Source organism: Phenylobacterium sp. (genome assembly GCF_030697925.1).
Taxonomy (GTDB): Bacteria; Pseudomonadota; Alphaproteobacteria; order Caulobacterales; family Caulobacteraceae; genus Phenylobacterium.
In genome coordinates, this window is record NZ_JAUYOJ010000183.1 from 1 (window position 1) to 18045 (window position 18045).

15 protein-coding genes are annotated in these 18045 nt (G+C 70.2%); 6 read left to right on the forward strand and 9 right to left on the reverse strand.

The window, feature by feature from the left end; translation table 11 throughout:
• Positions 1 to 249: 249 nt before the first annotated feature.
• The 3 genes from Q8Q88_RS17495 (at position 250) to Q8Q88_RS17505 (ending at position 2610) form a co-directional block, all read left to right on the forward strand.
• Complete coding sequence (locus Q8Q88_RS17495; protein ID WP_305676463.1) at positions 250 to 1395, forward strand: sensor histidine kinase; 1146 nt, start codon at positions 250 to 252, stop codon at positions 1393 to 1395.
• Positions 1392 to 1754 (forward strand): response regulator, encoded by a 363-nt coding sequence (locus Q8Q88_RS17500; protein WP_305676464.1) that lies wholly within the window; start codon positions 1392 to 1394, stop codon positions 1752 to 1754. The genes Q8Q88_RS17495 and Q8Q88_RS17500 overlap by 4 nt, the downstream gene beginning before the upstream one ends.
• Before the next feature lie 76 nt (positions 1755 to 1830).
• On the forward strand, positions 1831 to 2610 hold the full coding sequence (locus Q8Q88_RS17505) for a CAP domain-containing protein (protein ID WP_305676465.1): 780 nt from the start codon (positions 1831 to 1833) through the stop codon (positions 2608 to 2610).
• 1 nt (position 2611) lies between these two features.
• Here the strand turns inward: Q8Q88_RS17505 and Q8Q88_RS17510 are convergent, their stop codons facing one another.
• Entirely contained in the window at positions 2612 to 3457 is an 846-nt protein-coding gene (locus Q8Q88_RS17510) for a S9 family peptidase (protein WP_305676466.1), read from the reverse strand.
• The gene (locus tag Q8Q88_RS17515; RefSeq protein WP_305676467.1) at positions 3454 to 4368 is read right to left on the reverse strand and encodes a LysR family transcriptional regulator; all 915 of its coding nucleotides are present in this window, start codon (positions 4366 to 4368) and stop codon (positions 3454 to 3456) included. The genes Q8Q88_RS17510 and Q8Q88_RS17515 overlap by 4 nt, the downstream gene beginning before the upstream one ends.
• Before the next feature lie 156 nt (positions 4369 to 4524).
• On the opposite strand from Q8Q88_RS17515, the gene Q8Q88_RS17520 reads away from it, so the two are divergent.
• Genes Q8Q88_RS17520 through Q8Q88_RS17530 form a run of 3 tightly spaced genes read left to right on the forward strand, consistent with a single transcriptional unit; the run spans position 4525 to position 8155 of the window.
• Positions 4525 to 5010, forward strand: a complete 486-nt coding sequence (locus Q8Q88_RS17520; RefSeq protein ID WP_305676468.1) for a (2Fe-2S)-binding protein — start codon at positions 4525 to 4527, stop codon at positions 5008 to 5010.
• Complete coding sequence (locus tag Q8Q88_RS17525; RefSeq protein ID WP_305676469.1) at positions 5007 to 5981, forward strand: xanthine dehydrogenase family protein subunit M; 975 nt, start codon at positions 5007 to 5009, stop codon at positions 5979 to 5981. Before Q8Q88_RS17520 ends, Q8Q88_RS17525 begins: the two co-directional genes overlap by 4 nt.
• On the forward strand, positions 5978 to 8155 hold the full coding sequence (locus tag Q8Q88_RS17530) for a xanthine dehydrogenase family protein molybdopterin-binding subunit (protein WP_305676470.1): 2178 nt from the start codon (positions 5978 to 5980) through the stop codon (positions 8153 to 8155). Before Q8Q88_RS17525 ends, Q8Q88_RS17530 begins: the two co-directional genes overlap by 4 nt.
• A gap of 55 nt (positions 8156 to 8210) precedes the next feature.
• Here the strand turns inward: Q8Q88_RS17530 and Q8Q88_RS17535 are convergent, their stop codons facing one another.
• The 7 genes from Q8Q88_RS17535 to Q8Q88_RS17565 all read right to left on the reverse strand — a co-directional run bounded on the left by Q8Q88_RS17535 (position 8211) and on the right by Q8Q88_RS17565 (position 17985).
• A complete protein-coding gene (locus tag Q8Q88_RS17535) occupies positions 8211 to 8720 on the reverse strand; it encodes a CarD family transcriptional regulator (RefSeq protein WP_254836100.1) in 510 nt (169 codons plus the stop codon).
• Positions 8721 to 9008: 288 nt separating this feature from the next.
• Positions 9009 to 9350 (reverse strand): ferredoxin FdxA, encoded by a 342-nt coding sequence (gene fdxA / locus Q8Q88_RS17540; RefSeq protein WP_305676471.1) that lies wholly within the window; start codon positions 9348 to 9350, stop codon positions 9009 to 9011.
• A gap of 112 nt (positions 9351 to 9462) precedes the next feature.
• Positions 9463 to 11811, reverse strand: a complete 2349-nt coding sequence (locus Q8Q88_RS17545) for a penicillin acylase family protein (protein ID WP_305676472.1) — start codon at positions 11809 to 11811, stop codon at positions 9463 to 9465.
• Positions 11812 to 11815: 4 nt separating this feature from the next.
• Positions 11816 to 13207 (reverse strand): amidase family protein, encoded by a 1392-nt coding sequence (locus Q8Q88_RS17550; protein WP_305676473.1) that lies wholly within the window; start codon positions 13205 to 13207, stop codon positions 11816 to 11818.
• Positions 13208 to 13253: 46 nt separating this feature from the next.
• Entirely contained in the window at positions 13254 to 13532 is a 279-nt protein-coding gene (locus Q8Q88_RS17555; RefSeq protein ID WP_305676474.1) for an RNA-binding S4 domain-containing protein, read from the reverse strand.
• On the reverse strand, positions 13529 to 16066 hold the full coding sequence (locus tag Q8Q88_RS17560; RefSeq protein ID WP_305676475.1) for a helicase-related protein: 2538 nt from the start codon (positions 16064 to 16066) through the stop codon (positions 13529 to 13531). The genes Q8Q88_RS17555 and Q8Q88_RS17560 overlap by 4 nt, the downstream gene beginning before the upstream one ends.
• An 89-nt stretch (positions 16067 to 16155) precedes the next feature.
• Positions 16156 to 17985 carry a DUF885 family protein gene (locus Q8Q88_RS17565; RefSeq protein ID WP_305676476.1) on the reverse strand — a complete coding sequence of 610 codons (1830 nt, stop codon included), beginning with the start codon at positions 17983 to 17985 and terminating at the stop codon, positions 16156 to 16158.
• Between the last annotated feature and the right edge of the window lie 60 nt (positions 17986 to 18045).

Consider the following 18045-nt stretch of genomic DNA (forward strand, 5'->3'; position numbering starts at 1 on the left):
GCGACCGCCCGGCACGAACGGCTCGATCCGCGCCCACTGATCGTCCCGAAGAACCTCGCCTTCCAACACACCCTCCAAAGAGAAGCGTTGAATCAGAACAGCGCCAGTCAGGGAATCCTAAATCGTCACTACCGCCTAGCCTCACGCGTCAACCATTAGGAAAGCCGATCAACTGCAGATTGACTTGCGTTGTGGGATTTCACTGAGCAAGCTTCGACTCAACCCACGCGTAAGTTAGGAGGGTCGGGCATGGTGCGGGCGGCGGTTCTTCGGGAACGCGGCGATGCGACACCCGACCCGCTGCTGACTCTGGTCGAGACCATCGAGGACCTGTCCTCGGCGAGGACCGTCGACCAGGTGGCCGGCGTGATCCGCTCGGCGGCCCGCAGGATCACCGGCGCCGACGGCGTGGCCTTCATCCTGCGCGACGAGGGCAGGTGCTTCTACCTGGACGAGGACGCCATCGGCCCGTTGTGGAAGGGGCGGCGGTTCGACATGTCCGAATGCATTTCCGGCTGGTGCATGCTGAACGCCCAGACCGTGGTCATCCGAGACATCTACCAGGACCCCCGCATCCCGCACGACGCCTACCGGCCGACCTTTGTCAAAAGCCTGGTCATGACCCCCGTGCGTCCCCGCGACCCTATCGCGGCCATCGGCGCCTACTGGGCGAGCGAACGCCAGCCCACGGAAGACGAGGTCGCCAAGCTGCAGATCATGGCGCGGGCCACCGCCACCGCCCTGGACAGCGCGCTGATGTACGCCTCGCTATCGGAGACCCTGGAGCGGCGGAAATTCCTGCTGCGCGAGCTGGACCACCGCTGCAAGAACACGCTGGCTGCCGTGCAGTCGATCGCCGACCAGACCCTGCGCCACGCGCAATCGCCGCGCCATTTCGTCGAGGCCTTCAACGGCCGGCTGGGCGCGCTCTCCAGGGCCCACGAGCTGCTCACCCGCGAGGAATGGGGCCGCGCGCCCCTGGCCGAGGTCCTGGCCCAGACCCTGGCGGCCTTCGGTGGCGTCGATGGCGAGCGGATCAAGGCCGGCGGGCCGCCCATAAGACTGGCCCCGGAGACCTCGGTGGCCATGCACATGGCCTTCCACGAACTGGCGGTGAACGCCGCCAAATACGGAGCGCTGAGCCGCGACTCTGGCCGCCTCGAGGTGGCCTGGACCGTCGAGGCCGGGGCCGATGAGCGGCCCATGCTGGTTCTCACCTGGAGCGAACGCGGCGGACCGCCGGTGACCGCCGAACCCCGGCGCGGCTTCGGGTCCCGGCTGATCGAACAGGGTATCGCCCGCGACCTCAACGGCGCCGCGGTGATCGATTTCGATCCGCAGGGGGTCGTCTTCCGGCTTCGCGCGCCGCTGTCGGACCGGATGTCACGCACATGAATCATCCTCGGGTGATCCTGGTGGAAGATGAGCCGCTATTGGCCCTGATGATGGAGGACCTGCTGATCGATCTCGGCTGCGAGATCGCCGCCTCCTTCGGCTCCCTGTCGCCGGCCCTGGCCTGGCTCGCCGCCCAGGTGCGGTTGCCCGACGGCGCCGTGCTCGATGTGAACCTGGGCGGCGGCGAGACGGTCTTCCCCCTGGCCCTGGCGCTGCGGGCGCGGGGCGTACCCTTCGTCTTCGCCACCGGCTACGGCGTCCTGCCCAGCGAAGGCTTCGACGAGGCGCCGTTAATTCTTAAACCAGTTGACCCCGGTAAGCTGATCCCCGTGATCAAGGCCTTCGGCGCCGCCGCCTGAGGGCCAGGTAACCGGCGGAGTGTTTCCAGTGGGGCGTCGAGCGCCAATCTCCTCGCCGTTGGCAGGGGGCGTCCTCGTGGGACGCCGGGCCCTGCTCACGGGCTTGGCCGGCCTGGCGGCGACCCCCGCCTTCGCGGCGATCCCCGGTCAGTCCTGGCTGGACTATGAGATCCGCCTGCGCGCCCGCCTAGCCGACGCCGGCGCCTTCGATCCCGTCGCCGAGCGCGAGATCCTTCGCCTGACCAACGCCGTCCGCGCCGAGCGTGGCGCGACGCCCTGCGCCTGGAGCGACGAGCTGGCCCTGGCCGCCCGCGCCCACGCCGGCGACCTCGCCGCCCGCGCCTATGTGGAGCATGTGAGCCCGGAGGGCTTCGATCCCAGCCACCGGGTCAGCATCCTGGCGCGCCGGATGATCGGCTCGGCCAGCGAGAACATCGCCTATCGCCGCGCCGACACCCCCACCACGCCTGCCGAGCTGATGGCCATCTGGCGCAAGAGCCCGCCCCACTGGGGCAACCTCCTGCGGCCGACCCACGCCCGGGTCGGGATCGGAGTAGCGGTGCGCGGCGACCGCACCTATGCCGTGGGGCTCTATTCGCGCCCGGACGGGGAGCTCGGCGCGCCGGTGCCCTTCCGCTTGGGCCGCGAGGCCGACCTGGCTGGAGCCATCTCGCAGGCCAGTCCTCATATCGACGGCTTCGCGGTCAGCAACCCGGTCGACACCACGACGGTCCCGCAAATGGCCGAGGGCGCCGCGCCGGTCCTGGCGCCGGGCGTCTACCAGCTGCGGCCGCAGCGGCGGCTGGACGCGCGCCGCTACCAGGTGCTGTGGGGCCCGATCTTCGTCAGGGTCTGAGTCAGCCCAGTAGGGCGTCGAGCTCGGCGCGGACGCCGATCCAGGCCTGCGCCGTGGGATCGATCAGCTCGAAATGTCCTGAGGCCGGCAGGTCGATGACCGTGGCCGGATCTCCCGCCTTCGCCGCCGCGGCGCCATAGGCCTGGCCGAAGCGGCTGGGCACGATGGGATCGAGGTCGCCGGACACGATCACCTGCCGCGCGCCCAGCGGCAGCAAGCGCGGCGGGGAGGTGTCGGCGTAGACGTCGCCGGCGCGCGCCGGGGCGCCGACCAGGGCGTCGATCGTTCCAGGTCCGCCGCAGGCGTCGGGGCCATCGGCATGGTAGGCCTCCAGGTCGATGATCCCGGCCAGGGCCACGGCGCCGCGCAGCTTCAGGGGTTCGGCCGCATGGAGAGGGCTGGTCCTTGCCAGGCGCGGCCGGCCCAGCGCCCAGACCGCCAGATGGCCGCCCGCCGAGTGCCCGGAGACCACCACCCGATCGAGGTCCAGATGGTGCGGCCCGGCCAGGGCCCGGAGGTGGTCGAGGCCGTCCGCCACGTCCTGGAAGCTGCCGGGATAGCCGCCGCCGGCGTGGCCGATCCGGCGGTACTCGATGTTCCAGACCGCCTTGCCGGCGGCGCGCAGGTCGGCTGCCGCATAGTCCATCAGCTCCAGCCCCGGCAGGTCGGCGCGCCAGCAACCGCCATGGACCAACACGACCACCGGATGCGGGCCCTCGCCCTTGGGCAGCCACAGCTCGCCGAATTGCAGCGGATCGGCGCCATAGGCGATGCGCAGATCGGCCGGGAGCCGCTCGCGGGCGAGCAGGTCCAGATAGCCGATCGGCGCGGCGACGGCCTCGTTCACGGATTGCCCGCCAGGCCGGCGGCCACCCCGGCGACCATGGTCCGCAGCCAGATCGAGGCGGGGTCGGTCTGGGCGGTGAGGGGGTGGAACACGTATTCCTCGAAGCTTCCCGGATCGATCGGCGGGGCGAGGACCTCCAGGTCCAGCGCCTGCGCCAGCATCACGATCTGACGGCGCGGCACGACCGCGATCAAGTCGGAAAGCGAGACCATGTGCAGGGCCTGCAGGTAGGAGGGCGCGGTGAGCGCGATCCGCCGCGCGACCCTGTGCTCCTCCAGCCAGGTGTCGATCGGATCGACTCGTTGGCCGTAGCCCACCACCGCCACGTGTCCGGTGGCCAGGAAGGTCTGAAGCTCGCCAAGTCGTGGCAGAGCGGGATGGCCCTTGCGCACCGCGGTCGAGTCCGTGTCGCGAAACAGGGTGCGGCGGTGGAAGCCCGGAAAGTCGTCGTCGGCGCAGGCGATGACCAGGTCGATGTTGCGGGCCAGGTCCGGGGTCATCTGGCCGGGGCCGCGCCAGGGCCGCACGTCCAGGCGCACGCCCGGCGCCTGGGCCGCCACCCCGGCCACCAGCGGCGGCAGGATCAGGTCGAACACATGGTCCGGCATCATCAGCGAGAACCGCCGCTGGCTGGTCGCCGGGTCGAAGTCCTCGGCCACGAACAGCCCGCGCACATGGGCCAGGGCCTCGCTCAGCGGCGCGCGCAAGGCGTGGGCGCGGGGGGTTAGCTCCATGCCGGCCCCAACCCGGACCAGTAGCGGATCGTCCATCATCTCGCGCAGACGGCGCAGGGCGTGGCTGGTGGCCGGCTGCGACAGGCCGATCCGCTTGGCGGCGCGGCTGACGCTGGCCTGGCTGAGCAGGGCGTCGAGGGCGACCAGCAGGTTGAGGTCGAGGGCGGCTAAATTCATGGCGTGAACTTCAAATATACAATCAATCGATTGGACGAATTATAGCCGCGAGGCTTAGGGTTTGTCTCACCCAGACATCTTCGAGACCGCCGCCGGACCGGCGGATCCGCGCCCCCATCGGAGCGTGGCGGCACGTCTGGGCCGGAGACACATCGCATGACCGACCCATCTCGCGAGCCACGGGCCCTGACCCTGCGCGTCAACGGCGTGGATCACAGCTTGGCCGCCGAGCCCTGCGCCACCCTGTTGGACGTCCTGCGCGACGGGCTTGGACTGACCGGAACCAAGAAGGGCTGTGACATGGGCGCCTGCGGCGCCTGCACCGTCCTGGTCGACGACCGGCGCATCAACGCCTGCCTCACCCTGGCGGCGATGCAGGAGGGCCGCGAGATCGTGACCATCGAGGGCCTGGCGGACGGCGAGGACCTACATCCGATGCAGCAGGCCTTCATCGCTCACGACGCCCTGCAGTGCGGCTACTGCACGCCTGGCCAGATCCTGTCGGCGGTGGGCCTGCTGGCCGAAGGCCGGGCGGTCGACCTGGCCCAAGTCGCCGAGCAGATGAGCGGCAATCTCTGCCGCTGCGGAGCCCATCCCAACATCCTGGCGGCCATCGCCGAGGTCGCGGGGCTGCGGGCATGAGGGCCTTCGACTATCTGCGCGCCCAGACCGAGGGTGAGGCCCTGGCCGCCGCCGGCCAGGACGGCGCCGCCTTCATCGCCGGCGGCACGGACCTGATGCCGCTGTGGAAGGCCGGCGTCGCCGCGCCTGGCCTATTGATCGACATCGGCCGCCTGCCCCTGGCGGAGGTGACCGCTCGCGACGGCGGCCTGGTGTTTGGGGCCACGGCGCGGTTGGCCGATATCGCCGACCATCCAGAAGTTCGCCGCCGCCATCCGGCCATCGCTCAGGCCATCGAGGCCAGCGCCTCGGGCCAGGTCCGCAACATGGCCACCCTGGGCGGCGCCCTGCTGCAACGGACCCGGTGCGTCTATTTCCGCAGCGGGATCACACCTTGCGAGAAGCTGGAGCCGGGCTCCGGCTGCGCGGCGGTCGCGGGGGAAAACCGGCTGCATGCGATCTTCGGCGGCGGCCCTTCCTGCGTGGCGACCCACGCCTCGGACCTCGCCGTCGCCCTGGTGGCCTTGGACGCCCAGGTGCGGCTGCGGAGCCTGGCGGGCGAGCGGGTGTTGCCGCTCACGGCGCTCTATCTGCCGGCCGGCGAGAGCCCCGCGCGGGAGACCGTGCTGGTACCGGGCGAGATGATCGTCGCCGTCGAGGTTCCCGATGCTGGCGGCCGTTCCCTCTATCTGAAGATCCGCGACCGGGCCTCCTTCGAGTTCGCGGTGGTGTCGGTCGCGGTCGCCCTGGAGGTGGCGGACGGCCGCGTCCAGTCGGTCAGGCTGGCGGCTGGCGGAGTCGGGACCATGCCCTGGCGGCTGCGCGCCAGCGAGGCGGCCCTGACCGGCGCCGAGGCGGGCGAGGCGGTCTTCCGCGCCGCCGCGGGGCTCGCGGCCGATGGCGCGCAGCCGCTCGCCCACAACGGATTCAAGATCGAACTCCTGAAGCGCACGGTGCTTCGGGCGCTCGTCCAGGCCGGAGACCAGACATGAACGACTCCCGATCCGCGCCGCGCCTCGAGGCCCGCCTGAAGGTGACCGGCCAGGCCCGCTATTCGGCTGAGACCCAGATTCCGGGCTTGCTGCACGCGGCGCTGGTGACCGCCCCCATCGCCCGCGGCCGGGTGACGGACATCGACGCCTCCCGGGCCGAGAGGCTTCCAGGCTTCGTCGCCATCATGACCCATGAGAACGCGGCGCCCCTGGCCCGAGCCGCCGCGGTCCTGCACCTGCAGGGGCCGGAGGTGCGCTTCGCCGGCGAGCCGGTGGCCGTGGTGATCGCCCGCAGCCCGATCGCGGCGCGGCGCGCCGCCGCGGCCGTGGACGTCGTCTATGAGGCCGAACCGGCCGCCACCGACTTCGACCTATTCCTGGGGGAAGCCTACGCTCCCAGGACCGCGGGCCGCACGCCAACCGACAGCCTGCGCGGCGATCCTGAAGACGCCTTGGCCCGAGCGCGGGTGAGCCTCGACCTGCGCTACGAGACCGCGGCCAACAACCATCACCCGATGGAGCCCCAGTCGGTGATCGCCGACTGGGGCCCGGACCTGCTCACCGTCTACACCACCACCCAGGCGGTGTTCGCCCATCGCGCGGCCATCGCCGGCGCCTTCGGCCTCGAGGTCGAAAAAGTGCGGGTGGTCTGCGAGTATCTGGGCGGCGGCTTCGGCGCCAAGGGCGGGGCCTGGTATCCCGGCATGATCCTGGGAATCCAGCTCGCCCGCCATGTGGGCGCACCAGTGCGCCTGGAGCTCACGCGGGCCCAGATGTTCACCCTGGTGGGACGCCGGCAGGAGACCCGCCAGCATCTGCGCCTCGGGGCCGACGGCGACGGTCGCCTGACCGCCATCGCCCTCGACACCGTGGCCCCGACCTCGACCTATGCCGAGTACGCCGACGCGGTCGCGACCACGGCCCGGATGATGTACGCCTGCCCCAATGTGGCGACCACGCACCGGCTGGTGCGGCTGAACGCCCCCCAGCCCAATCCCATGCGCGCGCCGGGGGAGGGGCCGGGCAGTTTCGCCCTGGAATCAGCCATGGACGAGCTCGCTCATGAGCTCCAGCTCGATCCGTTGGAGCTGCGGCTACGGAACTTCGCCGTGCGGGACCAGAATGCGGACCTGTCCTGGTCCAGCAACGGCCTGCGCGAATGCTATCAGGTCGGCGCCGAGGCCTTCGGCTGGGCGGGCCGGCCGCTGGCTCCCGGCGCACTGCGCGACGGCCGCCGCACGCTGGGCTGGGGCATGGCCGCGGTCTGCTACCCTGTCTACAGCATGGCCTCGGCGGCCAGCGTCGCGCTGGAGTCCGACGGCGGGATTGTCGTCCGCTGCGGAACCCAGGACATGGGCACCGGCACGATCACCGTGCTGGGCCAACTCGCGGCCGCGATCCTGGATGTGCCGCTTGCCCGGGTGCGGGTGGAGATCGGCGACACCCTGCTGCCCGAGGGCCCCTATTCCGGCGGCTCCATCGCCACGGCCAGCTTCACGCCGGCCGTGGAGGCCGCGGCCCGCGACCTGCGCACCCGGTTGATCACCCTGGCGTCCACCGACCCGGCGTCCAGCCTACTTGGCGAGGCTCAGCCCGATCTCGTTCTCGAGGATGGCCATGTGCGCAGCCTGACCGGCAACCGCTCGGAGTCGCTGGCCGCCCTGGCGGGCCGCGCTGCGCCCGGCGGTCTGGAGGCCTTCGCCCAGACGACGCCCGATCCCGACCGGCCGGTCAGCGCCTTCGGCTTCGGGGCGGTGTTCGCCGAGGTGGCCGTCGATCCGGAGCTGGGTGAGGTGCGGCTGAAGCGCTTGACCGCCGCCTATGCCGCCGGCCGTATCCTCAATCCGCTCCTGGCTCGCAGCCAGTATGTGGGCGGGCTGATCGGTGGGATCGGCATGGCCCTGCACGAGGCGACCGTCGACGACAAGGCTTCAGGCCGCGTGCTCGGGGACAATCTCGCCGACTATCTGATCCCGGTGCAGGCCGACATGCCCGCTTTCGATGTCCACATGATCCACGAGGACGATCCCCACCTGCCCGGCGGGATCAAGGGCATCGGAATGCTGGGCACGGTGGGGACCGCCGGGGCCATCGCCAACGCCGTCTTCCACGCCACCGGGGTGCGGATCCGACGCTTGCCGATCCGGATCGAGGACTGCATCGTTCAAGCTTGAACGAAAACGCCCGGCGCAAGCGCCGGGCGTCGAAAGCTCGATAGGGGCTGTCGCCCTAGGCGGCGACGGCCTTGATCAGGCTCTTGTTCAGGATGCCGATGGCCGCGTCGCGGTCGATGCGCTCGATAGCGGCGACTTCCCGGGCCATGCGGTCCAGGGCCGATTCATAGAGCTGGCGTTCCGAATAGGACTGCTCGGGCTGGTTCTCGGCGCGGTGCAGGTCGCGGACCACCTCGGCGATGGAGATCAGGTCGCCGGAATTGATCTTGGCTTCATATTCCTGGGCGCGGCGCGACCACATGGTGCGCTTCACACGGGCGCGGCCCTTCAGCGTGGTGAGCGCCTGGTTGACCACATTGCCCTCGGCCAGCGAGCGCAGGCCGGCGGTGCGGGCCTTGGCGGTGGGAACCCGCAGCGTCATCTTCTCATGATCGAAGGTGATGACGTAGACTTCGAGCGAATAGCCGGCGACTTCCTGGGTTTCGATCCCCTGTACCTGGCCCACGCCATGGGCCGGATAGACGACATGATCGCCGATGGAGAATTCCAGACCGCTCTTGCTCATTCGCTCAAGTCCTTTCGACTTGGCCGAACCCGTTAAGAAATCTTAACCATTGCGCCACAGGACAAAGGACACCCTCCGCGAAAACCGCGCGGCGCCTTACCCCTGTGGAAACGGATTAGACCTCTAAGACACCCTTCGCCTATGCAAGGCGTACGTCGGCCGGGACGGCTCTTCTGCAGAAACGACGCAGCGCGCGTAAGCGCTCTCGCCACGTCATCTATGACGATAGCATAAAATTCAGCCGATTGAAAGGCTTGGCGCCCTGATTCCGGGCCGGATCGGGCGAGATCAGGAGCCGCGGCCCGGCTTTTCGCTGAAATACTTCTCGAACTTACCGGTTTCGCGCTCGAAAGCCTCCGCGTCCGCGGGGGGCGTTCCCTTGACCGTGATGTTCGGCCAGACCTTGGCGTAATCGGTGTTGATCCGCAGCCATTTGGAGTCCGGCTCGTCCTCGGTGTCGGGCTTGATGGCGTCCACCGGACACTCAGGCTCGCAGACTCCGCAGTCGATGCATTCGTCTGGATTGATCGCCAGGAAGTTCTCGCCCTCGTAGAAGCAGTCCACCGGACAGACCTCGACGCAGTCCATGAACTTACATTTGATACAGGCGTCGGTGACGATGTAGGTCATCGCGGAAATTGAAGCTCCGGCCGCTCTCTTGGGCCGCGGTTTTTCCGGCTCCGGCCCGACATTGTCAATGGTGAGCGCCCACAGGATATCTGCAAGGCCCGATAGCGGTCGCTCAGCTTGCCGGCGTGAGCCGCAAAACCCGCTCCGTCGCGGCCTCCACCGCCTGGCGGGAATAGCTCAGCGGTACGTACTGTCCGGTGACCCATAGCGGGAAGAGATCGTCGAAATGCGGGCTCCGCGGATCGCCGGACTGGCCGGGCGTATTGATCGCCATGCTGTTGTCCCAGGCGCCCACGTCCAGCACCATCCGGAACGAGGCCCCGGAGATCACCCGGTAGTCGGCGGGCCGCCAGGACGCGGCCAGGGGCGACAGGCTGGTCCCGGCCATGGGGGCGGGTCCCACGGTCAGGGTCTCGCGCTGGGCGGGGGCCGCGAGCGGCGTCAGGGCGTGCTCGAAGCGAGCGTGGTGCAGCTTGCCCCAGGCCCAGGTTTCCGGATCGGGACCTAGCTTGCCGGCCACCTCGTCATACGCGCCGATCAGGCTCTCACGCAGCGCGGCGTCGCGGGCGGCAGGGTCCAGGCTGGCGTCGGGATGCTCCAGGAGGTGCATCACCGCGGCGATGTCGCCGTTTCCCATGATGGCGCGGGCGGCCTGCGGCGTCGCCCGGGCGACCACGGCCTTGCCCAGGTGCTTGCCGATCCAGACCTCGTAGAGCGCGGCGCTGGGGCTATCGGCGGCCGTCTGATGGTCCCAGCCGCGCAGCAGGGTAAGCGCGGCGGTCAGCTTCGGGTCGTCGGACTTCAACGGCGCGAGCACGGCCAGCATCCGCCGCGAGGTGATGTCGTAGGGATCGGTCTGCAGGGCCATGGCGTCGGCCAGGGTGAGCTTCGGCTTGGCGGCCAGCACCTCGGCGATCCGCGCCATGCGCGCGCCGTTGGTCCATTCGAACCCGACCTTGCGCTGGGCGTAGGGATAGCCGTCGGGCAGGTTCATCTGGTTGGCCGAGGCGAACCAGCCCGCCGGTGGATTGTGCGCGCTGGGTAGCTCGTCGATCGAGAGGAAGCCCTTCCACTCATAGCGCCCGTCGCCGGGCACCGGCAGCAGGCCGTCCCAGTCCGGCCGCTTCGGGACCTTGCCCGCCGCCACCCAGCCGATGTCGCCGCGGGTGTCGGCATAGACCTGGTTCTCGGAGGGCGCGCCCCAGTTGGCCAGCGAGCCCTTGAACCCATCCCAGGTCTTGGCGGTCATGTAGCCCATGGAGCCGAAATAGGCCGAGGTCCCGGTTTCGCTCCAGACGCTGCGCAGGGCGAAGGCGCGGCCCTTGGCGACGTCCTCCTTCAGCAGGGGGCCATGGCGGGTGAACTTCAGCGTGACCTTGCGCGGCTGGGCTTCGCCCTTGACCGCAATCTCCTCGACCACGGTCTGTACCGGCTCCCATCCGTCGCCGTAGCGATAGGTGTCGCCACGGGTCTCGTAGACATAGAGATCCTCCTGGTCGGCCGGGAAGATGGTCAGGCCGAAGGCGATGGTCCCATTGTGGCCGATGGAGACCCCGGGCAGGGCGGGCTCTCCCGCCCCGATCACCGAAAAGCCCGGCGCCTCCAGATGCACGATGTAGCGTAGCGACGGCGCGCCATGCTCGCGGTGCGGATCATTGGCCAGGATCGGCCGGCCGGTGGCTGTCCGCGCGCCGGAGATCGTCCAGTTGTTGGAGCCGACAGCCTCGGGCGGGACCTCCAGGATGGCGGTCCTGGCCGCGGCGCCGGAGAACTTCACGCCGCTGGTCCCAAGCTGGTAGTCGTCCAGCACGTCGGCGGGGATATCGCAGGGATCGAGGCCCTCTGGGACCTTGGTCTCCCATTTCGGCTCGAGGTGCTTGTAGAGCCGGGCGGCCTCCAGGCCGGCGACGCAAGCGATGCGGGCGCGGGCCACTTCGTTGGGAAGGTTGCGGGTCAGGCCGTGGCTGCGGATGCGGACCACATCCCCGGGCTTCCAGAGATCGGGGGCGGAGCCGGCGATGGTGAACTCCATGGGCAGGGGCCGCTTACCCGCCCGAATCTCGCCGACATAGGCGTTGAGCCCGGCCACGAAGGCTTCCGTGTTCTCCTTCGCGCCGGGACCGTAGGCCGCCCACTCCGGCGCCATGTCGCCGCGATAGAGCAGGAGCCGCGCGGCCCGGTCCTGGGCCACGAAACTTGGCCCGAAGTCCCTGGCCAGCAGGCCCAGGCCGCGCTTGCGCCACAGGTCCACCTGCCAGAGACGGTCGCGGGCGACGTTGTAGCCCTGCAGGAAGAAGGCGTCGCGGACGCTACCCGCATAGATGTGGCTGACGCCCCACCTGTCGATGCGGATTTCCGCGGGCTGGCCGAGGCCGACCACGAGGTGGGGCTCAGTCGGTGGCTCCGCCGCCGCGGTGGTCGAGACGAGGGCGGCGAAAGCGGCGGCGAGGAGCGATTTCATGGGTTCAGGCGTCTCCCGCCCGCGGCGGCCGTCCGAACTCGCGTTCCAGCAGCCGGGCGAAATCGATGGTCGTGCGGTCCTCCAGATACGGGCCCATGATCTGCACCCCGATCGGCAGGCCCGAGGCGCCGCGGCCGATGGGCGCGGCGGTGGCCGGCAGGTGGCCGAGCGTCGCCATACCGGCCCAGGCGAGCTGGTCGAAATAGGGCGTGGGCTTGCCGTTGATGGTCAGGGTCCGCTTGGCGGGGTCGGCCTCCTGTACGTGGGGGAAGGCCGTCGTGCCGAACACCGGGGCCAGAACCACGTCGAAGGTCTTGAAGAGCTCGGCCCACTGGCGGCGGATGAGGGTCTGGGTGTCGAGCAGGTCCATCCAGGCGTGGGCGGAGATGGCGTCGGGCCGCAGTGGCCCACCTCGCGACATGGTGGCGCCGAGGATGCCCATATAGACCTCATGGGACTTGTCGAGGTCCGGCAGCAGGTTGCTGCGGCGCGCCACCGTGGCACCCTGGCGGTCCAGGTGGTTGGCGAGCTCCGTCAGGGCGTGCTTCACCTCCCGGTCCAAAGCTGCCAGCGGATGGCTGTCGAGGATCAGGATCTGGTAGTCGGCCAGCTCGGTGCGCCGTGGGACCGGCAGGTCGAGCAGGTAGCCGGTGGCTTCGTCGCCCACCGGGCCGGCCAGGACGTCCAGGGCCAGTTGCAGGTCCTCGGCCGTGGTGGCCAGGGGCCCGAGCACAGCGATGGGCGTGTCGCCGCCATCGAACCCGGGCGGGGCGTGGCCGCGCTGGGGCACGAGGTTGTAGCTGGGCTTGTGCCCATAGACGCCGCAGAAGGCGGCCGGGACGCGGATCGAACCGCCGATGTCGGAGCCGAACTCCAGCGAGACCAGGCCGGAGGCCAGGGCCGCCGCCGCCCCGCCGGACGAGCCGCCGGGCGAGCGGGTCAGGTCCCAGGGATTGCTGGTGCGCCCATAGACGGGATTGACGCTCTGCCAGTCGGCCAGGCTCACCGGGATATTGGTCTTGCCCAGGATCACCGCGCCGGCCGTCTTCAGCCGCTGGACGCCGACGGAATCGACGGTCGCCTTGAAACCCTTGGCCTCCTCGAAACCCCAGGTGGTCGGCAGGCCGGCCACATTGTGGGATTCCTTGACCGTCATCGGCAGGCCCAGCAGCGGGCGGCGTTCACCCCGCGCCAGGGCCACGTCGGCGGCCAGGGCCGCTTCGCGCGCCCGGTCGAAGTCGTGGACCACCACGGCGTTGATCGGCCCGTCGCGATCCTCGATGCGTTCGACGGCGGCGTCGAACAGCTCCAGGGCGCTGACGTCGCGCCGGACCAGGGCCTCGACCAGTTCGCCAGCCGAAGCGTGCGACGTATCTCGGATCAAGGTCTCGGACATACTGGCCTCCCTTTTCGGCAACGAGACCATCCGTAGTCCTCGGAGTCTAGCCGCTCGGCAGCGCCGAATAGAGCCCGCGCGCCTCGGCCGGCGGGCCGCGGCGTTCGCCCAGAGCCTCCACGGCCACGGCGGTCAGCCTGCCGCCGACGGCGAAAACCAGCTGATCGCCGACTCTCACCGGCCGCGCGCACTTGTCGATGCGGCTCTCGGCGCCGGCGCGGGTGAGCCGCACCTTGCCCTCGTCGACGAACTTGGCGGCCAGCGACCGGGTCTTGAAGAACCGAGCCCGCCAGAGCCACACGTCGGCGCGGCAGCCCTCGCTCATGGGCGCACGGCCTTGGCCTTGCGGCGGCGGCGCGGACGCCGGGCCGGGACCGGCCGGTCCTTGAGCGCCGCCAGGGCCGCGAACGGCGAGGCCATCGGCGTCTCGGTGCGGGCGGAGGGCTTGTCGCCGCGCCGGCGCCACGCCACGGGCTCACCCGGTTGGACCTTGGCGGCGGGGGTAAAGTTGAGTCCGCGCAGGATCGCCGCCGTCTCGGCCGCGCTCCAGCCCAGGGCCTCATGGGCCTGGTCGGTCAGCAGCGAACCCTGGCCCTGGCGCGGGGCGGCGCGCAGCAGGGCGTCGAGCTGCTCCAGCGCCTCGACCGGAACCGCGTGGCCGCCCACGGCGCGCAGGCCGAAGGCCGCCAGGGCGGCGGCCGTGGGCGGAGGATCGGGCAGGGCGCTGACCTTGTCGACCGGCGGGCGCCAGTCGGAGCGGGCCAGGGCCTGGGCGAAGCCCCGCGCCGGCGGGTTCAGCAGGGCCGGCAGATAGAGGCTGAAGGCGCCGAGCTTCACCCCCAGGCCCTTCAGGGCGCGGCGTTCGACCTGGGAGAGCCCCTTGGCCTCGGCGCGGACAACGGCGCGGTCCAGCACCCCGCCGGCCTCGATCAGGCGATAGGCCAGGCCCCGAGCCAGGCCCTTGACCTTGCCGGTCTCCACGGCGCTCTCCAGGCGACGCAGCGGCGCCAGCCTGCGCCCCGCCTCGGAGGCCGCGAAGGCCTCCAGCCGCCGGGCGGCGCGCTCACGGGCCTGCGCCGGACCAAGCTCCCCATAGAGCCGTACCCGCGGGGCGAATCGGGTCCCGCCGGAGATCGCGGCGGCGGCCTCGCCGCGCCAAAGCACCACCCCGTCGGGGGTGACCGCAAAGGCCTCGTCCGGTTCGGCGGCAAGCTTGCCCAGCCGCTTGGCGATCTCGGGGCCTACGGCGGCGACGGCGGCGGCGCGCAGGGCCTTCTCCTCCAGCACCGAGGAGCCCTGGGCCGGCTCGAAGGCGACGCCGGTCAGGCGGCCCACATACTGGCCCTCGACCACCACCTGGCCGTCGGCGCTGACCCCGGCCAGCATCTCGCCGCGAACATTGAGCGCCCGCATCAGGGCGCTGGTCCGCCGGTCGACGAACCGGGCCATCAGCTTCTCGTGCAGGGTGTCGGAGAGCCGGTCCTCCAGGCGCCGCATGCGGTCCTGCCAGTGGCCGGCGTCGGCCAGCCAGTCGGGTCGGTTGGCGACATAGGCGAGCGTCCGCACGCTGGCCAGCCGCGCGGCCAGGGTGTCGATCTCTCCGTCGGTGCGGTCCAGGTGGTGGTGCTGGGCGGCGATCCAGTCCTGGGGAATCTTGCGGTCACGGGTGGTCAGCCAGCCGAAGAACTCGCGCACTAGCCGCACATGCTCCTCGCCGGAGGTCTTGCGGAAGTCCGGCGTCTGGCAGACCTCCCACAGCCGCGTCAGCGCCTGGCGGTCGCGCACGCAGCGCTCGGCCACCTCCGGCTCGCCGGCCAGGATGCGCAGGGTCTTCTCGTCCAGGGCCTCGGCGGCGAGCTTCAGGCCTTCGCGCTCCGGTGGCCGGGCTAGCGAGTCCAGCAGACGGGGCAGGGTCGCGAAATCCAGCCGCGCATTGCGCCATTCGGCGGCCGTAGTCGCCTCGAACCGATGTTCCTGCACCGCCTCGACCAGGTCGGCGTCCATGTCCTCGCACTCGCCGGTGACGCCGAAGGTCCCGTCCTTCAGATAGCGTCCGGCCCGGCCGGCGATCTGGCCGATCTCCTGGGGATGTAGGTAGCGGGTGCGTCGACCGTCGAACTTGCGCAGGCCCGCGAAGGCCACGTGGTCAACATCCATGTTCAGGCCCATGCCGATGGCGTCGGTGGCCACCAGGAAGTCGACCTCCCCGGACTGGTAGAGGGCCACCTGGGCGTTGCGGGTGCGGGGACTGAGCGAGCCCATGACCACGGCGGCCCCGCCGCGCTGGCGGCGGATCAGCTCGGCGATGGCGTAGACCTGGTCGGCGGAGAAGGCGACGATGGCGGAGCGTCGGGGTAGGCGGGTCAGCTTCTTCGGCCCGGCATAGGTCAGGGCCGAGAACCGCTCGCGGGTGACGATCTCCGCGCTGGGCAGCAGCCGGCGAACCAGGGGCGCCATGGTGGCGGCGCCCATCAGCATGGTCTCCGACCGGCCCCGCGCATGCAGCAGGCGGTGGGTGAAGACGTGTCCGCGCTCCGGGTCGGCGCAAAGCTGGATCTCGTCCACCGCCAGGAACTCGACCTCGCGCGACAGCGGCATGGCCTCGACGGTGCAGACGAAATACTGGGCCCGCGGCGGGACGATCTTCTCCTCGCCGGTGATCAGGGCCACGGCGCGCGGCCCACGCAGCTTGACCACGCGGTCATAGATCTCGCGCGCCAGCAGGCGCAGCGGCAGACCGATCATGCCCGAGGCGTGACCCAGCATCCGTTCGACGGCCAGGTGGGTCTTACCGGTATTGGTCGGCCCCAGCACCGCCACCACTCTCGGCGGCGCCGCGCCCGAAGGGCGGTCACTCATATATCGAAGGTGGGATGGGAATCGCCGCTCGGCAAGCGGCGCCGCGCCGCATGTCCCGCCTCAGGCGAAACATGCGGCGGGCGAGGGCGTCAGCCCTTCTTGGTCGCCGCCACGTAGTTGTCGATCACCCGGTCCAGAACGGTCAGCGGCGTGCCGCCGGCCAGCAGGCCCGCGTCGTGGAACTTGCGGATGTCGAACTTGCGGCCGAGCGCCTTCTTGGCGCGCTCGCGGGCCTTCAGCCAGGTCAGCTTGCCGACCATGTAGCTGGAGGCCTGGCCCGGCCAGACGGCGTAGCGCTCGATCTCCGTGATCGCGGCGGCCTCGTGGTCGCCGATGCTGTCTTGGTAGAATTTCAGCGCCTGCTCGCGGCTCCAGCGCTTGGAGTGCATGCCCGAGTCGACCACCAGGCGCACGGCCCGGAAGATGGCGTCGTGCAGCATGCCGATGTGGCCCAACACGTCGTTGTCGTACATGCCCATCTCGACGGCCAGTTGCTCGGCATAGAGCGCCCAGCCCTCGCTATAGCCCGAGAAGCCGATCACCTTGCGGATCAGCGGCAGGTCGCCGGCCTCGTTGTTGAGGGCGAGCTGCAAATGGTGGCCCGGGCTGCCCTCGTGATAGGTCAGGGTGGGCAGGGTCCAGGCCGGGACCTCGGCGGTGTCGCGCAGGTTGATCCAGTAGATGCCGGGGCGCGAGCCATCCAGGGACGGGGAATTGTAGTAGCCGCCGGGCGCGCCGGCCTCGATCGCGGTCGGCACGCGACGGATTTCCAGGGGCGCCTTGGGAAGCTGGCCGAACCAGGCGGGGAGCTTCTTGGTGACGATCGCCATCTGCTCGTTGAGCTTGGCCAGCAGCTCGGCCTTTCCGGCGTCGCTGTTGGGATAGAGCTGCTTGGGATCGGTCCCCATGACCCGGTAGCGCTCGCCGACGGTTCCCTTCGAATAGCCGGCCTTCTTCATCAGGGCGTCGGCCTCGGCGCTGAGGCTCTTGACCAGTTCAAGCCCGGTCCTGTGCACCTCGTCCGGGGTGATGTTGGAGGTCGTGTATTGCTTGAGCGAGACGGCGTAGAACGCCTCGCCGTCCGGCAGGCGCCAGCAGCCGGCGTCATGCATCGCCTTGGCGCGCAGCTCTTTCAGCAGCTCGGCCTGGCGGGCCAAGGCCGGGCGGACCTTCTCGGCGTAGAGGCCCTCGGCCTGGGCGGCCCAGTCGCCCTCGATCTTCTTCTCGCCCGTCCGGCGCACCAGGCTCTTGACCACCGGCGCCTCGGCCGGGGCGCTGGCCAGGAAGGCCTCGAGCTGGGTCAGGGCCTTGTCGAGCGCGAAGTCCGGGGCGAACACGCCCAGGCCGGCGTCGTGGCGCGCCACCTCGGCCTCCTGGTCCAACAGCCGGCCGAAGGCCTCCATCCGCGACATGTAGGCGTCGGCGTCGGACTTGGTCTCGATGACGTGCTGGTTGTCCAGGAAGTCCGGCATCTGCTGGTAGGAGCCGGTGAGCTGGGACAGCACATAGGGCGCGCCGGCGCCCTGGCCGCCATAGTTGAACTGGCGGTTGCCTTCCTCCGCGGTCGCGAAGGTGAACTCGACGGTGTCGTAATTGACCGCGTCCATGCCGGTGAGCTGGCTGCGGTCGATGGCGCGCAGCTCCTTGAGCTGGCGAGTATTATTGGCCTTGTTCTCGGCCAGCGCCGTCAGGGAGAAGTCCGACAGTTCCGACTTGGTCCAGGCCAGGACGCCCTTGTCGATGCCCAGATAGGTCGGCACCTCCGGCTGGCGGCGGAAGGTCTCGGCCATGGCCTTGTCGAAGAAGGCGTACATCTTGGCGGCCTCGCCCGTCGGGGCGGCGGCGAGGGCGAGCTTCGGCGCGGCGGCGGCCAGGCCGAGGGCGGCGGCGCCCGAAAGCAGTTCACGACGGCTGTGCATAGGAGAAGGGTTCCCAAAGGAGTTTGGGGCGCAAGCTATGGTGGAGGCTGCCCACGGGGC

Coding starts and splice junctions, on each gene's coding strand:
- Q8Q88_RS17535 (WP_254836100.1), bottom strand. CDS start 8,720: ATGAGCAAGAGCGGTCTGGAATTCTCCATCGGCGATCATGTCGTCTAT.
- Q8Q88_RS17500 (WP_305676464.1), top strand. CDS start 1,392: ATGAATCATCCTCGGGTGATCCTGGTGGAAGATGAGCCGCTATTGGCC.
- Q8Q88_RS17560 (WP_305676475.1), bottom strand. CDS start 16,066: ATGAGTGACCGCCCTTCGGGCGCGGCGCCGCCGAGAGTGGTGGCGGTG.
- Q8Q88_RS17515 (WP_305676467.1), bottom strand. CDS start 4,368: ATGAATTTAGCCGCCCTCGACCTCAACCTGCTGGTCGCCCTCGACGCC.
- Q8Q88_RS17565 (WP_305676476.1), bottom strand. CDS start 17,985: ATGCACAGCCGTCGTGAACTGCTTTCGGGCGCCGCCGCCCTCGGCCTG.
- Q8Q88_RS17550 (WP_305676473.1), bottom strand. CDS start 13,207: ATGTCCGAGACCTTGATCCGAGATACGTCGCACGCTTCGGCTGGCGAA.
- Q8Q88_RS17555 (WP_305676474.1), bottom strand. CDS start 13,532: ATGAGCGAGGGCTGCCGCGCCGACGTGTGGCTCTGGCGGGCTCGGTTC.
- Q8Q88_RS17530 (WP_305676470.1), top strand. CDS start 5,978: ATGAACGACTCCCGATCCGCGCCGCGCCTCGAGGCCCGCCTGAAGGTG.
- Q8Q88_RS17525 (WP_305676469.1), top strand. CDS start 5,007: ATGAGGGCCTTCGACTATCTGCGCGCCCAGACCGAGGGTGAGGCCCTG.
- fdxA (WP_305676471.1), bottom strand. CDS start 9,350: ATGACCTACATCGTCACCGACGCCTGTATCAAATGTAAGTTCATGGAC.
- Q8Q88_RS17520 (WP_305676468.1), top strand. CDS start 4,525: ATGACCGACCCATCTCGCGAGCCACGGGCCCTGACCCTGCGCGTCAAC.
- Q8Q88_RS17495 (WP_305676463.1), top strand. CDS start 250: ATGGTGCGGGCGGCGGTTCTTCGGGAACGCGGCGATGCGACACCCGAC.
- Q8Q88_RS17545 (WP_305676472.1), bottom strand. CDS start 11,811: ATGAAATCGCTCCTCGCCGCCGCTTTCGCCGCCCTCGTCTCGACCACC.